This is a genomic window from Polyangiaceae bacterium (genome assembly GCA_016715885.1).
GTDB lineage: Bacteria > Myxococcota_A > Polyangia > Polyangiales > Polyangiaceae > Polyangium.
On sequence record JADJXL010000020.1, the window covers coordinates 448,963 to 463,635 of the forward strand.

At 59.9% G+C, this 14,673-nt stretch carries 11 protein-coding genes; 6 read left to right on the forward strand and 5 right to left on the reverse strand.

Annotation, left to right across the window (positions count from 1 at the left end):
- Positions 1-19 precede the first annotated feature (19 nt).
- A complete protein-coding gene (locus IPM54_27200) occupies positions 20-994 on the reverse strand; it encodes a hypothetical protein (GenBank protein MBK9263480.1) in 975 nt (324 codons plus the stop codon).
- A 25-nt stretch (positions 995-1,019) separates the two neighbouring features.
- Positions 1,020-3,638, reverse strand: coding sequence for a DUF4215 domain-containing protein (locus IPM54_27205; protein ID MBK9263481.1), 2,619 nt, complete (start codon positions 3,636-3,638; stop codon positions 1,020-1,022).
- A 135-nt stretch (positions 3,639-3,773) separates the two neighbouring features.
- On the opposite strand from IPM54_27205, the gene IPM54_27210 reads away from it, so the two are divergent.
- Positions 3,774-4,712 carry a hypothetical protein gene (locus tag IPM54_27210; GenBank protein ID MBK9263482.1) on the forward strand — a complete coding sequence of 313 codons (939 nt, stop codon included), beginning with the start codon at positions 3,774-3,776 and terminating at the stop codon, positions 4,710-4,712.
- Here IPM54_27210 and IPM54_27215 read toward each other — a convergent pair.
- A complete protein-coding gene (locus IPM54_27215; protein MBK9263483.1) occupies positions 4,705-5,745 on the reverse strand; it encodes a hypothetical protein in 1,041 nt (346 codons plus the stop codon). The genes IPM54_27210 and IPM54_27215 overlap by 8 nt on opposite strands.
- A gap of 113 nt (positions 5,746-5,858) precedes the next feature.
- Positions 5,859-6,959 (reverse strand): hypothetical protein, encoded by a 1,101-nt coding sequence (locus IPM54_27220; protein ID MBK9263484.1) that lies wholly within the window; start codon positions 6,957-6,959, stop codon positions 5,859-5,861.
- Between the two features lie 236 nt (positions 6,960-7,195).
- Here IPM54_27220 and IPM54_27225 point away from each other — a divergent pair, with 236 nt between their 5' ends.
- Both IPM54_27225 and IPM54_27230 read left to right on the forward strand, forming a co-directional pair.
- Entirely contained in the window at positions 7,196-8,059 is an 864-nt protein-coding gene (locus IPM54_27225; protein ID MBK9263485.1) for an SH3 domain-containing protein, read from the forward strand.
- Positions 8,060-8,514: 455 nt separating this feature from the next.
- On the forward strand, positions 8,515-9,357 hold the full coding sequence (locus IPM54_27230) for an acyl-CoA desaturase (protein MBK9263486.1): 843 nt from the start codon (positions 8,515-8,517) through the stop codon (positions 9,355-9,357).
- 10 nt (positions 9,358-9,367) lie between these two features.
- Here IPM54_27230 and IPM54_27235 read toward each other — a convergent pair whose 3' ends face one another.
- Positions 9,368-9,982 (reverse strand): methyltransferase domain-containing protein, encoded by a 615-nt coding sequence (locus IPM54_27235; GenBank protein MBK9263487.1) that lies wholly within the window; start codon positions 9,980-9,982, stop codon positions 9,368-9,370.
- A gap of 59 nt (positions 9,983-10,041) precedes the next feature.
- On the opposite strand from IPM54_27235, the gene IPM54_27240 reads away from it, so the two are divergent.
- From IPM54_27240 to IPM54_27250, 3 genes are read left to right on the forward strand one after another with little or no spacing between them, the layout of a single operon-like run.
- On the forward strand, positions 10,042-11,874 hold the full coding sequence (locus IPM54_27240) for a hypothetical protein (GenBank protein ID MBK9263488.1): 1,833 nt from the start codon (positions 10,042-10,044) through the stop codon (positions 11,872-11,874).
- A gap of 2 nt (positions 11,875-11,876) precedes the next feature.
- Positions 11,877-12,836 carry a hypothetical protein gene (locus IPM54_27245; GenBank protein MBK9263489.1) on the forward strand — a complete coding sequence of 320 codons (960 nt, stop codon included), beginning with the start codon at positions 11,877-11,879 and terminating at the stop codon, positions 12,834-12,836.
- Entirely contained in the window at positions 12,833-14,662 is a 1,830-nt protein-coding gene (locus tag IPM54_27250) for a glycosyltransferase family 39 protein (GenBank protein ID MBK9263490.1), read from the forward strand. Before IPM54_27245 ends, IPM54_27250 begins: the two co-directional genes overlap by 4 nt.
- Positions 14,663-14,673: the final 11 nt, after the last annotated feature.

Genomic DNA, 14,673 nt, shown 5'->3' on the forward strand with positions numbered 1-14,673 from the left:
TTGCAATGGCAGCCGCTCGTCACTCGATTCTGACGATACGACCTGCCGAGTCGGTTTCGGTTTCGAAGAGATACAGCGCGCCGCCGACCTTGTCGTAGGTCATCGAGTAATCGCTGGTCGTTCCCAGCGTATTGATGGCGCCCAAGTGCGCGGGAGATGCTGATCCCGGTTGCAAGATCACGTGGGTATCTCCGCCGTATTCGCGCACGTAGAGGTGCTGCGGATTGACGAAGGCGTCGACTTCGATGGCATTGCGCGTCGTGCTCGTGTCGAGGGCGGCGATTTTGGTGGCCCCGGCCCAGACGTTCGCTCGGCTGATGCGATAAACGCCTTCGCCGCTGATGCCATTGGCCGCAAGGTAGAAGTATTGGTCGTCAGCAGCGAGGCCGACGCCATACCAGACGTTGGGAGCCGTCCCCAGCAAGATGGGGGTATTCGGTGCATTCGCGGCAACCTGATAGATATCGGTGCTGGCCGACGTCCTGCGTGACGCCATGAAAACGTTGGTGCCGTCGGTGGCAATGGCGTAGGTGGGCGAAGATGCCGTATAGGTGGGCGTCGCGTCCCAGGCGAGACCGGGGCCCCAGGTCGATCCGTCGAAAATGCGGAAGAGGCGGCTCGCGCTCGTCGACGTCGTGGTGTCGACGCTGAAGAGCAGCCCGCCGACGCCAACGAGGTCATAACCGAGGTGTGTCGACGTAATGCCCTGCGCGGTCCCGTATTCGGCAGCCACAGCGCCTACTACATTGGGGAAAGCAAACACGCTGGTCGTATCACCCATGACGATGGTGCTCCCAACCATCGTCATATCGTATTCGACAGTGGCGGATGAGGGGAAGGTGACCTGCATGTCCGTCACGACGCTACCTACGCCGCTATATGCGTAATCTCCAATACTGAAACTGGAGATGGGCGTTGGCGACTGTATGGCAATGTAAAACGTTTTTCCGGGCTCACCGAAGAGTCCGATGGGCGCCGTCGCCGAATCGGTCACGCATGCGATTTCCTGGCCGCCGCTGTCATACACGCCGACGGGGCCAGCGACATTGGCTCCGGAACGTCATTGCGTCGTTCATGAGCGTATAGGAGAACCAATGGATATTGCTTCCCGCCGGAATGCACGAGGGAGCGTCGAGCCTTTGTGTGGACGTGGCAACGATGGGTCCCGAGCCCATGAGCGGTTCGGCCGTGGGCCAACTTTCGCCAATGCCAGGGAAGATTTCGGTGATTTGAACCGTCGCGCCATTGAATTCTTCGCTCGTGGCTTCGCTGGTGACCCAGATGTATGCGGGGCCTGCAGGAGAAGGCGCGGTTATCGAAACGGTGTCCTTGTCCGCGCGACAATGGCGAGATACCTTGGCGACGTCCTGCGGGTCGCATACGCTGAGCACTTCGACGTTCAAATCGCTTTGCGTAAGGGTCGGATCGGTGTTTTGCACGTCGATCTTGAGGACGCTCGTCTGCGATTGTTTGTCGAATTGGATGACGGTATCGACGCCAGTGATGTCGCCATACGTCGCATGATTGTCGCAGGTTATCGATTGAGGTTCGCCCCAGGTCGGCCCCATGTCGAAGGAATTGATGGAAGCGGGCAGGTTCCATGTATGCGGCAGTCCGGGGCCTCCGGGTGGCGTGTAAATCGAGCTTGCAGAGGTATACGGCGCAAAGCATCCTTCGCCTTCGGCATCAATGGCGTCGATCTCTTCGGCCAGGACGCTGACCGCTGGGAACGTGCCCGTCGAATGCTTTTGTACCCATATGTAATAGGTGCCGGCGGGCAGGTCGACGTAGGCGTCCCAGTTGTCCTTGTACCAATGGCATTCGATTGATTTGGCGGTTCCTGGCGAGCAAATATCCGTGATTTCAAGGTTGAGGTAGTTGGCGGTGCCCGTCGATCCGGGCGTGTCGGCCTTGACGTGGAGCAGCTTGCCTCCGCCGGCGAGATTCGCGGATGATTTCGTGTACGCAATGACGACGTCCGGGCCTTTCGTATTGGGGTCGCACGAAAAGTCGCCATTGGAGACCGCGACGGCTCCGGACGCGAGGGTCCACGTGTAGGTCCCGTCCACGACCGTGGCTTGAGACATGGCCATGGTATCGGTGCAGGTCTCCCCGGTGCTCGGGGTGCAACTGGCATTGCAGCCGTCGCTATTCGCCGTATTGCCGTCATCGCAAACCTCGGCGCCGGCAACGATTCCGTCGCCGCACGTCGTCGCGCACATGCTGGGCATGCCCGCACACGTATAGCCAGATTCGGTCGCGCAAATATCGCTACAGCCGTCGCCGCCGAATGCATCGCCATCATCGCATGTTTCCGCGCCCGCAATGATACCGTCGCCACACGTCGTCGCGCACGCGCTCGGCTGACCCATGCAGGAAAACCCGATTTCGACGGCGCAGCTCATGTTGCAGCCGTCGCCATTGTTCGTATTGGCGTCGTCACACACTTCGATGCCAGCGACGATTCCATCGCCGCAGGTCGTCACGCAGGTGCTCGGCTGTCCTGAGCACATGAAGCCGCTTTCGACGGCGCACAGCGCATCGCAACCATCACCACCGTTTGCATCGCCGTCATCGCAAACTTCCATTCCTGCGATGACGCCGTCTCCGCACGTGGTCGCGCACACACTGGGTGCACCCGAGCACATGAAGCCGGATTCGACGTTGCACATTGCATTGCAGCCGTCATTGTCGATTTGATTCGCGTCGTCGCATGTTTCAGCGCCCGCGACAAACCCGTCACCACACGCCGTCACGCACGCGCTCGGCACGCCCGAGCACATGTAGCCGCCTTCGACGGCGCACATGTCGTCGCAACCGTCGCCCGCATTCGAATTGCCGTCGTCGCAAGCTTCGGCGCCCGCGGGGATACCGTCACCGCACGTCGTCACGCACGCGCTTGGCGCTCCCGAGCACATGTAGCCGCCTTCGACGGCGCACATGTCATCGCACCCGTCGCCCGCATTCATATTCGCATCGTCACAAGCTTCGGTGCCCGCGACAAACCCATCACCACACGTCGTCACGCACGCGCTCGGCATACCCGAGCACATGTAGCCGCCTTCGACGGCGCACATGTCATCGCACCCGTCGCCGGCCAATGCATTCGCATCGTCACAAGCTTCGGTGCCCGCGACAAACCCATCACCACACGTCGTCACGCATGTGCTTGGCGCTCCCGAGCACATGTAACCGCTTTCGACGGCGCACATGTCATCGCAGCCGTCGCCGGCATTCGCATTCGCATCGTCGCAAGCTTCGGCGCCCGCTTGAATGCCGTCACCGCACATCGTCGTGCAAGCGCTCGGCTCGCCCGCGCACGTGAACCCGGATTCCGAGTTGCACATTGCATTGCATCCGTCGGCATCATTGATATTGCCGTCGTCGCATGTTTCCGAGCCCGTGATCAATCCATCGCCGCACACGTCGACGGGTCCACCGCCGGATCCAGCCATACCACCGGAACCTCCGCCCCCCATGCCGCCTCCGCCATCGCCGGCGCTTCCGCCCATGCCTCCTTCGCCTGCGTTGCCACCCGAGCCGCTGCTCGTGGTGGTCGTGGTCGAATCATCGTCGCAACCAGCGAGCACGACGCTGGATGCAAGTATCGCGAGACAAACGGCATAACGGCGTTTCATAAGCAGCAACCTCCGGCCGCATCATCGAGAACGTTTGACCAGAAAGCAACATCGTTCGACCAAGGAACCAAGAAAAACGATGCGCGAGTAAGCTTGACACCACACCGAACTTGGGCACAATGGCTGTCACGCTCAATGAAACCTCTCGATGTCACGCAAGAAACCGCGCTCCCCGTGCTTCGAGCGCTCAAGACGATGGCCGTCGCAGATGGCCGGCTCGAAGCTCGCAAGCGCGCTTTCGTCGATGGGTACCAAGAAGACGCCGGGTTGTCGCTCGACTTCGACTCGATCGAAAACATCACGCCCGATGCGCTTGCCGCGAGCATTACCGATCAAGACTTACGCACGGCGATCGTGCAGCGGATGGTGATCGTCGCGCTGCTCGATGAAGAAGCGCATCCAAAGGAAATCGAAGCGCTGCGTGCGTTTGCAAAGGCGCTCGGCGTAAGCGAACCCGCGATACATCAGATGGAGCTGGCAAGGTATGGGCATGTGCGACGCCTTGCATTCGATATGCTGCGCCACGGGTTTTTGGCTCGAGTATTTCGCAACGAATGGAATGCGCGTGGTTTGCGCGGAATCCTGAGCAGCGTGCGAGGCATGTCGGGCGGCAAAAATGCTGCAATCGCGGCCAAGTTCAGGGCGCTTGGAGACTTGCCATTGGGGACTTTGGGAACACATTACATGGCGTACATGGCGGCCAATCGATTTCCGCTGCCAGGTGAACCGAAGGGCGCGCCTGAAATGCTAATATTTCACGACATCGGGCATGCGCTCACGGGGTATTCGACGGACGTGCCCGGTGAAATGCGCATGGCGGGTTTCGAGGCGGGGTACATGAGAGAAGATGGGTTTGGCGTGGTGGCGCTTGGCCTATTCGGTTTTCACATGGGAATACCATTGCCGAACATCGCTGCGTGTCGAGGTGGATTCGACATGGAAGCCATCGAGCAAGGTTATCGGCTCGGTCGGCGTCTGAACGTGGATTTACGTGGGTGGGATCCTTGGCCGTACATGGATCGACATCTCGACGAGGTGCGAGCGGCGCTTGGGCTCGACGGCGAATCTACTTGATGTCGAACACGTAATCGGTGTCGTACGTACGAACGTAGAGCTTGCCGTCTTTCATGACGAGGTAGGTCGGACCACTCTTGAGCGGCGTTTTCGATACGGTTTTGCCATTGGCGCGAGACAGCACGTACAGAAAATCCGGTTCCGCGGTGAACCCATACCCGCAAATGATGTACCCGCCGTGGATGACGAAGTTTTGCGCATTGCACACGAGTGGATCGCTTTGCCAAAAAAGTTCGCCCGTTTTCGCGTCGATCGCGGTAACGAATGCGTTTTTCCCTTTGGAACTTTTTGCGTACGTAGGATGTGCCGTCGACACGTAGAGCACGCCGTCCTTTTCGATGGCCCATGCAACTTGCGCATTCGTGAAATCTTCATCCCCCGGGACGACCTCGAGAGGTTTGACGAACGTCGAAAAGTCGTATTGGAAATGCGGCCTCCCGGACTTGTCGAGGATGATGAATTCATGCATGGACGCCCAATTCGGCCCATAGAGGAGCACGGTGTGGTCGCCGTGTTCGAGAATGAAGTGGAGCTTGTTCGAGCCGAGCGTCGCGGGAACGGAATCTGGTGCCGTCGGCAGGGTGGGTGGGCCGGTCCTGGGCATTCGGCCGGTGAGGGTCAGGCCGTTTTTTTCGAACCACGCAATGTCGTCGGTGATCGCGTTTTTCTTTTCGGATGTTTTTGTTATTTTGGGCGGGTCGCCCGCCTCGACTTTCACGGCTTGCTTCAGCGTGTAGGCAAAAGGAGGCCGGGCAACTTCGATGAGCGACATGACGGGGGCGCCATTGCCCGCGTGCTGCATTTGCGAAGCGCCAGTCGATGTCGGTGCAGCCGTGGCCACGTCCGTCTTTTTCGCAGGCGCATCGCTCTGTGCCGCAGCCGTAGGCGCGGCATTGGCGGTAGCGTCGGTGGCCACGGTCGAGGCGCCCGATTGCGAGTTGGGATTGGTTGGGCTGCTGCTGCAGGCCGCGAGCGCGATCAAGGCAGTAAGCGCGCCGAACCAAGCGGCGCGACGAGGCGAAACGTTGAGCATGACGCGCATCGTAGAACGATTCCCAGCAAAAGTTGCAAGTTTGCCTCACCCCCCAGCCCCCTCTCCGCCGCGCCGCAGGCGCGAGGGGAGAGGGGGCCGGGGGGTGAGGCAGTTCAAGGGCAATCATACCGCTGGTAGCTCACGCCTTCTTCCGTGCGCACCGAATAGATGACGCCGCCGTCGTCGAGCACTGCGAAGTCACGAAATGTTTCTTCCGGCATCGTGTTCACCGGAAGCATTGCACTGCCCGTTGGATAACCCTTCAGCGGCTCGAGACACGTCAAAATGACCACCTCGGCGCCGTTCTGATCGAGCTGCGTGGCGAGATAAATGGTGCCCATCTTGTCGCTGTCGAGCATCAAAATGCCGCGGATTTCAGCTCCATGGCGCAATTCCCTGGTAAAACGGTGCTGCATCGTCGGCCGATCGATCGCCGATACGTACATGCGCCCAGCCGCTACGTCGATGACGCCCGCATGAAGCAAGCTCTGCCCATCGCGCGAAGGCCGCCCTGGCAATTCCCCTCGATCGGCCGAAGGCTGACCATCGGTCGTACCCACGCGCATGAGCGAACCGTGTTCCTTTTCGACATACACGTCGTTGCCGTCGACGAACACGCCCGTCACGAGCCCCGGTTCCTCGAGCCCCTCGCCTTGGAGCGGAATTTCGCCCATCGAATTGCCTTGCTCGTCGTACATGACAATCGATTTGCTGTTGAACCGATCGAGCACCGCGACTTTGCCGTCGTCCGTGATCGCGATGTCTTGCGCGGCTTCTTGCTGTTTCAAAGGAAAAACGCTTTCGGGTTTTCCATCGGCCCCGACCCGAAGCACTCGACCGTTGACCTGGTCCAATACGTACATCCGCCCCTTGCCATCCAAGGTCAAACTCATCGGCGCCTCGGGGTTTGCCTCGTCAGGTCGCATGCGCCCGAGCTCGTCCATGCGACTGCTGCCCCATCCAGCCTTGAAAAAGATGTCCGGGCCCGTGTCCACCGCAGCATCGGAACTACCCGCATCGACCACGATCGTGACGGGACCCGCCGGCCCCGCGGGCCGAGCGCGCGTTTGTTCGGAAGATGTTGCACTCGTAGCAGATTGATCCGCGGCTGCGCCCGAGCCGCGAGAACGGTCGGTCATGCAACCACGAGCAACGACGACACCTACGGCGACGACGGCAATGCCCAGTCCGAGCGCGATACGCTTGCTGTCCATGTCGCATCAGCTTGTACCAGAGGTTGGCCACGAAGGAAAAACTCTCGGGTAACGAAGCGAATTGTTGGCTCGACATGGATCGCCACGTCCTGAGGCATTCACGATCCACCTGGCTAAAGGAGGATCCAGGTCCTTTTTCATGAAGGTTGTTCATGCTGCCGCAAAGTTGCTCGTTCGCAGGACAGCATGGTTGGCATGGAAATTGTGTAGAGCGCGAGCTTGGAGGAGAACCCACGATGAACAACACCGGCCGCTTGACTTTGGTTGCTGCGCTAGCCACTACCTTGGGGATGGGTCTTTTGCCCGCATGTTCGGGCGGAGACGACCTTGGTTCCGAAGAGCTCATTGGAGCGGACGAGACGGTTGCGTCTACGACCGAAGGCGTGAGCGGATCGATTGCCGTGGGCACGAAGCTGAAGTCCACGACGAACGTGAACTTGCGCACGGGTCCGAGCACGAGCTACTCGATTTTGCACGTGGTGCCATCGGGGTCGGAAGTATCGGTCGTTACCGCGGAGCCCAAGAATGGGTGGTACAAGATCAAGCACAATGGCACGACGGGCTGGAGCTCGGGGCAGTACTACACCAAGGTGACGTCGGGCGGCGGCGGCGGCACGTTGAGCGCCGGGCGCGAAGAAGCGCTGAAGCGCGGCAAGTCGGTCGTCGGATTCTCGTATTGGTGGGGCGGCGGCGCATGGCTCGCCGAAGGCCCGTCGTCGTCGACGAAAGGTTCCTGTTCGGGTAGCTGTCCGAGCTGCTCGCATAGCGGCAAGTACGGCGCGGATTGCTCCGGTTTCATTGGCAAGGCGTGGCGCGTGAACGGCGCGACGGGCGCGCTTTCGAAGAATGAGCACCCGGTCAGCACGGCCACGTTGGTGGGTTCGTCGTCGCAATGGTCGACCGTGTCGCGCGGTTCGGTCAAACCGGCTGATGCAATGGTCTACAACACCAACGGCGCCGGACACGTCATCATGTACAATTCGGGTGACGGCTGGGGATCGATGTACGCGACCGAGTGCAAGGGATGCAGCGCGGGCTGTGTCTACGGTCTCCGCACGGCATCGTCGGCGTACAAGGCCATCCGTCGCACGGGCTTTTGATCAGTAAGCTCGTGTTCGTCCCCTCCAACCTTTCGTTCGCAAGCTTCACACTTCATCGCGGCATCCCTCCTGCAATGACATAGCGTCGAGCCGACGGTCCCCTTCGGGACGCGAGCGAGGTCGCTCGATCATCGCCAACCGATGATCGGACGGCCGGACAGGGGCACTCCCGCGCGCCGGATCATGCTTCCGAAGCCTGATTCGAGGGGGTGCCCCTTTCTTTTTTTTGTATTCGTAAAGGATTGCTGTGGAGCTGTGATTCGTCAGCGAAACCAAGAACAAAGATGACCCGACTGTGACGGTCACGTACGCGCGCACATGCGACAACCGGCAATGTGAGCTCCACGCGTTCGGAAACACAAATACTGCCGCCCTCTGCAACGACCCCACCGGAAGAAACGGCTGCCCCAGCGCTCGAAGCTGAAACGGAAAAGCCGCTTCGTTTTTACCACCAACTGGGAGCGGTGCCGTTCATCGTCGTGCACTTGCTCCCGCTGCTTGCGTTCTGGACTGGAGCACGGTGGCAAGATTGGGCTGCTTGTGCCGTGCTTTATTGGGTGCGGATGTTCGGTGTGACCGGTGGCTATCACCGGTACTTTGCGCATCGCACGTACAAGACGAGCCGTGTTTTCCAATTCATTTTGGCATTCTTGGCCCAAACGAGCGCTCAGAAGGGCGCGCTTTGGTGGGGTGCCCATCACCGGGTTCATCATAAATTGTCGGACCATGAAGGCGATCCACACAATTCGCGACGCGGATTTTGGTATTCGCATGTCGGGTGGCTCTTCGCCCCAGAGAATCAAGAAACCGATTACAATCGCATCAAAGATCTCGCCAAGTATCCCGAGCTCGTGTGGCTCAACCGATATTGGCTCGTGCCGCCCACGGTCCTCGGCGTAGCGACGTACCTCATTGGCGGCTCTTCGGCGCTGCTGATTGGGTTTTTCCTGAGCACGGTGCTTTTGTGGCACGGCACGTTCACGATCAATTCGCTCAGCCACATGCTTGGCAATCAACGCTACGAATCGAACGACGACAGCCGCAACAATTGGTTCTTGGCGATCATCACGATGGGCGAGGGGTGGCACAACAATCACCACCACTTCATGAACAGCACGCGCCAAGGGTTTTACTGGTGGGAGTACGACGTGACGTACTACGTCCTGCGCCTGCTCGCCGCCTTCCGAATCGTTTGGGACATCAAAGAACCGCCGGCACGCGTATTCGATCCCAAGACGCACAAGCCCGAACCAGAAGTCATCCCCGCCGTCGTCGTGCAGCGATCGAAAGTGGCGTGACAAACCTGCTCTAGCCCTTCTCCACGCGCATCGCGAACTGCACTTCGTCCCGCGTCACGTAGCGCAAAGGCGTCGCATGCACCTGCATCGGCCATTCGAGCTCCGCAACGAGCCCTCCCGCGTCACGCACCATTTCAATCCATTGCGCCGGCGAAAAGTACGTCCCCCGCACGAGCACCCCGGCCTCCGCATTGCCCGCGACATCCAAAGCCCAAAGCAAAGCGCGCGATAGAGGGCCATAACAAAAGTGATCCTTCACCAGGACACACCGAGACGCCACGCGCAAACATTCACGCAGCACTTCATTTGGCCTAGCGCAATGATGCAGCACATCCGAGATCGTCACGACCTCGAATGCTTCATCCTCGAACGGTAATCGTTCACCGTCGTACGATCGTACCTCGATGTACGTCACCGGCCGCACGAGCACATCCACGCCCAGGACGCGCTGTGCACCGAGTCGCCGCGCTACCTCGGCCGCGATCTCACCATCCCCAGCGCCCACGTCGAGCAGCGATTCTGCCGAGCCCGCAAGTCGCGCAAACGTGTCGGTGACGCGGCTTGCACGCGGGATCTGAACGGCGCGCCGGTGGACCTCGTAAAACGCTCGCTTCAGGACTTGCACGACGGATGCCTTTAGCCGAGCCAGCTTTGCGGGGCAACGTGCTAACGTCCGCGCGCTACGTGAACTCCTCCGCTCCGTCCACAAGAGCCTCGCTGCGCGAAAAGCTCGCCGCGCTTCAAGCGGATCCGCCGCGAGCTGCCGCATCGATCGTCGCAGCGATGTCGATCGTCTCGGCCGTCGTCATCGTGGTCCTGCCGTGGCTGCGCATCACGCATACGCTCGGTTTTCACGACTGGGACGTGCAGACATCGCATCGGCAACTTGTCAAGCAGTCGTTGCTCGAGCACTTCGAGATGCCGTTCTGGAATCCGTACGCGTGCGGAGGATTTCCCGCGTGGGGGTACGTCGAAGCGGGCACGATCCTCGTGTCTCCATGGCTCGCTGCGTATCTGTTTCTCCCGATGGCGCTCGCCCTGCGCATCGAAGTCGTCGGCATGGCGTTTGTCGGGGCCATCGGCGCGTATGCTGCAGCGTCGCGTTTCACCTCGAGCCACGCAGCACGAGCGCTCGTCGTCGCGCTGTGGGCGGTGAACGGGCGGTGGGGCCTGCAAACAGCGGTGGGTCATACGTGGCACCTGGCTTATGCGTTTCTTCCTTGGGTGCTGTTTTTCTTCGAGCGAGCGCGACAAACCCCCTCGCGTTGGCTCGATGTGTCGCTGCTCGGAGCATCCTTCGCGGCGCTCGTGTACAGCGGCGGCATTTACCCATTGCCACATACCGTGCTGGCGCTCGGGCTTTACGCCGTCATGCTCGGCGTTATCGACAAGACCGTCCGGCCGCTCGTGATACTTGGCGTTGGTGGCCTGCTCGGCGTGGGTCTTTCCGCGCCCAAGTTAGTCCCGATGCTGGATGTATTCGGCAAGGCTCCGCGGCTCGTGCCATCCACCGAATCGCTCGAAATCGGCGCGTTTTTCACGCTGCTCACGTCGCCCGATCAAAGCTACTTTTCGCGCCCTGCGCGCGTATCGCCTTATGGGTGGCACGAATGGGGCATGTACATTTCGCTGCCCGGCGTGATTCTTTTGGCGCTGGGGCTTTTGCTCGTGCAAGGCAAGCGCGAAGCGGCGCTGAAAGTGGCGGGTGTGGTGCTGGGCATTTTGGGATTCGGGGCGTTTCATCCGGCAGCACCTTGGACGCTGCTGCATGCGATTGCCCCCGTATTCAAATCGCAGCACGTTCCGTCGCGATTTCTGTATCCAGCGGTCCTTTTGCTCGCAATCGTGGCGGCTGCGGGCATCGGGCGGATCATCGAACGCGCAGGGCGAAGGCGCCCGTGGATCGACGCGGCCGCAGGCATGCTGGTGTTCGCCCTGGCGCTCGACATCGCGCGTGTGGCTCAATTGCCGATGAATCAATCGATGTGGATGGTTCCTCCGGACAAACTACCGCAAGGCCGCGAGTTTTTCTTTACGCAGGAGGCGCCATTTCAATACAAGCGACGAGATTGGGCGGGGCCGCTTTATTTGGCCATGCTCGGAAATACGGGCGTGATCAATTGTTATGGCACACCTCCGTTCGACCGTCGAGGGGCATTGGCGAAGACCGATCCACGTTATCGCGGCGAGCTTTTCGTGGCAGAAGGGCAGGGGACCGCAAAGATCGCGAACCGGACGTTGAATAGCGTCACCATGAGCCTCGATGGAATCACAGCCGAAACGCTGGTCGTGTACAACATGAATTTCGACGAGGGTTGGCGTGCGTCGGCAGGAACCGTGGTAAACAAAGACAATCGAGTTGCCGTGCGAGTGCCTGCGGGAACGCGAGAAGTGACGCTTCGTTATCGAGCACCTGGGTTTGTCTTGGGCCTCGTGGTGGGACTTGGGAGCTTGCTCGCGTGCATTGCGCTCGTTCGCCGCGAGCGCCGGGAAGAAGCGGGAAAGGTCACGGGATGACCATGGCCAAGGAAGAGGCTCGACGGCAATGGTTTGTCCCATCGAAAGGGTGGGCTCGCGGAGCATTGTTGGGAGTGGCTGCTCTGGGCGTGGCTGAATTGGGGCTTCACGTTTACCACGCGAAAAAGGCGCCGAATCCAGGCGATTGGGCGCAGCTCGTGGGGCCGGTTGCCGAAGAGCGTCGTGAAGGCGACGTGGTCGTCGTTGCGCCTTTGTGGGGCGATCCTTTGGCGCGTCAGGCGCTGGGTGACGAGGTGTTCCCATTGAAGGATGCTGCGCGGCCGGACATGACGAGGTACGCCACGGCGCTCGAAATTGGCATGCTTGGACAAACCTCTCCGGAGCTCGCAGGGTTTCGCGAGGTTTCAACGCGAAAAGTCGGGCCATTTACGCTGAGGCGCCTCGAAAACCCGAACTACAAGCCGATCGTCTTCGATTTCGTGGACAACCTCGTGGGCGGCCGAGCTACCGTGCGGACCACGGATCCCGCGGCCAATTGTACGTACACAACGAGCGCGCGGCCCGTCGCAGGGGGACTCGGGGGCCATCCCACGTTTCCGGCTGCACGATTCGAATGCCCTGGAGGTTATTTTTTGAATGTATCGCAAACCGTGATTGCCGATCACGACTTTCGTCCGCGGCGTTGCATATGGGCACATCCGCCGCAGAAGGGCGAAGTTATCATTCGTTTTTCCGATGTGTCCTTGGGAAGCGTCATTCGCGGACATGGGGGCATGTACTGGATGATCGAGCGAGACGGACTCGGAGCCCCCGTATCTATCAGCGTTCGAGTTGACGGGGTCGAGATTGGGAAATATGAGCATCGCGATGGGGATGGGTGGTCGCTCTTCGAGATGCCGCTCGGCGCGCATGCGGGAAAGAAAAGCGCGGTCGTCGAATTTGGTGTATCGACCAGGAACTTCATGCACAGGCATTTTTGTTTCGAGGCGGATTCGCGATGAGTGGCGTGAAGCTCGATTGGAAGGATGATCTCGTCGCCGCGTGTCTTGCTGCGAGTGTCATGGCCGTTTTGGTGGCGACGACGTCGAACCTTGGTTATTCGCGCGACGAAGGATTTTATTTTTATTCGGCCGATACGTATGGAAGGTGGTTCGATCTTTTGTTCTCGAATCCTCGCGCTGCGCTCGATCGGAAGGCGATTGACGGTGCGTGGCGAGTCAATAGCGAACATCCTGGGCTCATCAAGTCGCTCTTCGCGTTGTCACATTTGATATTGCAAAAAAAGCTGCATTTGTTTTCGATGGAGGGGACGAGTTATCGATTTCCCGGCATTGCGCTTGCAGGTGCAGCCGTGGCGCTCGTGTACCGGTTCGGCGCGGAGGCGCGCGGGCGGCTTGCGGGCGTGTTTGCAGCGCTGGCGCTCATTCTGATGCCGCGATTTTTCTATCACGCGCACCTTGCGTGTTTCGACGTGCCGATCGTCACGATGTTTTTGTTGACGGTGTACACGTATTGGAAAAGCCTGCGGCATGGCGGCTGGGCGTGGCCCATTGCAACGGGTCTTTCGTTCGGTTTGGCGCTGGATACGAAGCACAATTCGTGGTTCTTGCCGATTCTGTGCATCGTGCATTCCGCCGTGGTGGTGCTCCGAGCGAAGTATTCGGGGCGTGAATGGAAACCGCTTTTGGATCGAGCACTTGCGACGCTGGGGTGCATGGCGGTGCTCGGGCCGCTCGTGATGTACACGTTTTGGCCATGGATTTGGCACGACACGTTGCCGCGGCTGCGGGCATATGCGAATTTTCACTTACATCATGAATATTACAACATGGAATTTTTCGGGAAGACGTATTGGAAACCGCCGATGCCGAGGCTGTATGCGCCGTTCATGACCGCTGCGACGGTGCCAATGGTGACGCTTTCATTGCTCGTCGTGGGCTTGGTCGTTTGTGCTCGAAGGGAAACGCAGCGGATCAGGCAGATTTGGGCTCGCTATTCAAAATCGCCCGCCCAGGGAGAGTCCGATTTCGCGGCGCTCGCGGTCCCCCGGAACTCGCCCGCTTCGCGGGCTCAAACAACAGGAACCACCACGAGCGCCGCGAAATCGGACATCTCCCCGGGCTCCGCGCATCCCGGTGTGGATGTTCGGCGAACGGACGACGATGCCGGCGTGTTTTTGTTGTGGCTTTGCGGCGCGGGGATTTCTTATGGCGCGTGGGTATTTCCATCGACGCCGATTTTTGGCGGGACGAAGCATTGGATGACGGCGTATCCGTTCCTTGCGCTGTTTGCGGGCGTTGGATTTTCGTATTTGGCGACTGTTTTGCGAATGGAACTGCGTCGCATGAAGCAAGCTCCGCTTCGCCGGGCAGCTCGAGGGCCGATTGCAGCGTCTGCATTTTTTGCAGTGGCGATTGCAGCGCCGGCGGCGGAAACGTGGAGCTCGCATCCGTGGGGGTTGTCGAGCTACACGCCGCTCGTGGGCGGGGCAAAAGGCGCGGCGACGCTGGGCCTCAATCGAACGTTTTGGGGCTACACGACGGGCTCGGTGGTGGATTATTTGAATCGTGAAGTGCCGAAAAATGGCACGGTGTACGTGCATGATACGTCGTGGCCTGCGTGGGAAATGCTTTTGAAAGATGGGCGGCTACGCAAAGACATTCGCGGCACCGGATCGGTGCACGATGCGATGTTTGCGCTGTACCATCACGAGCACCACATGCAGGGGCAGGAATATCAAGCGTGGGTCGCGTACGGGACGGTGCAGCCCGCGCATGTGGCCGGGCTGCACGGAGTGCCGGTGATTTGGATTTATCGGAGGAAGTGAGCGGACGCGGC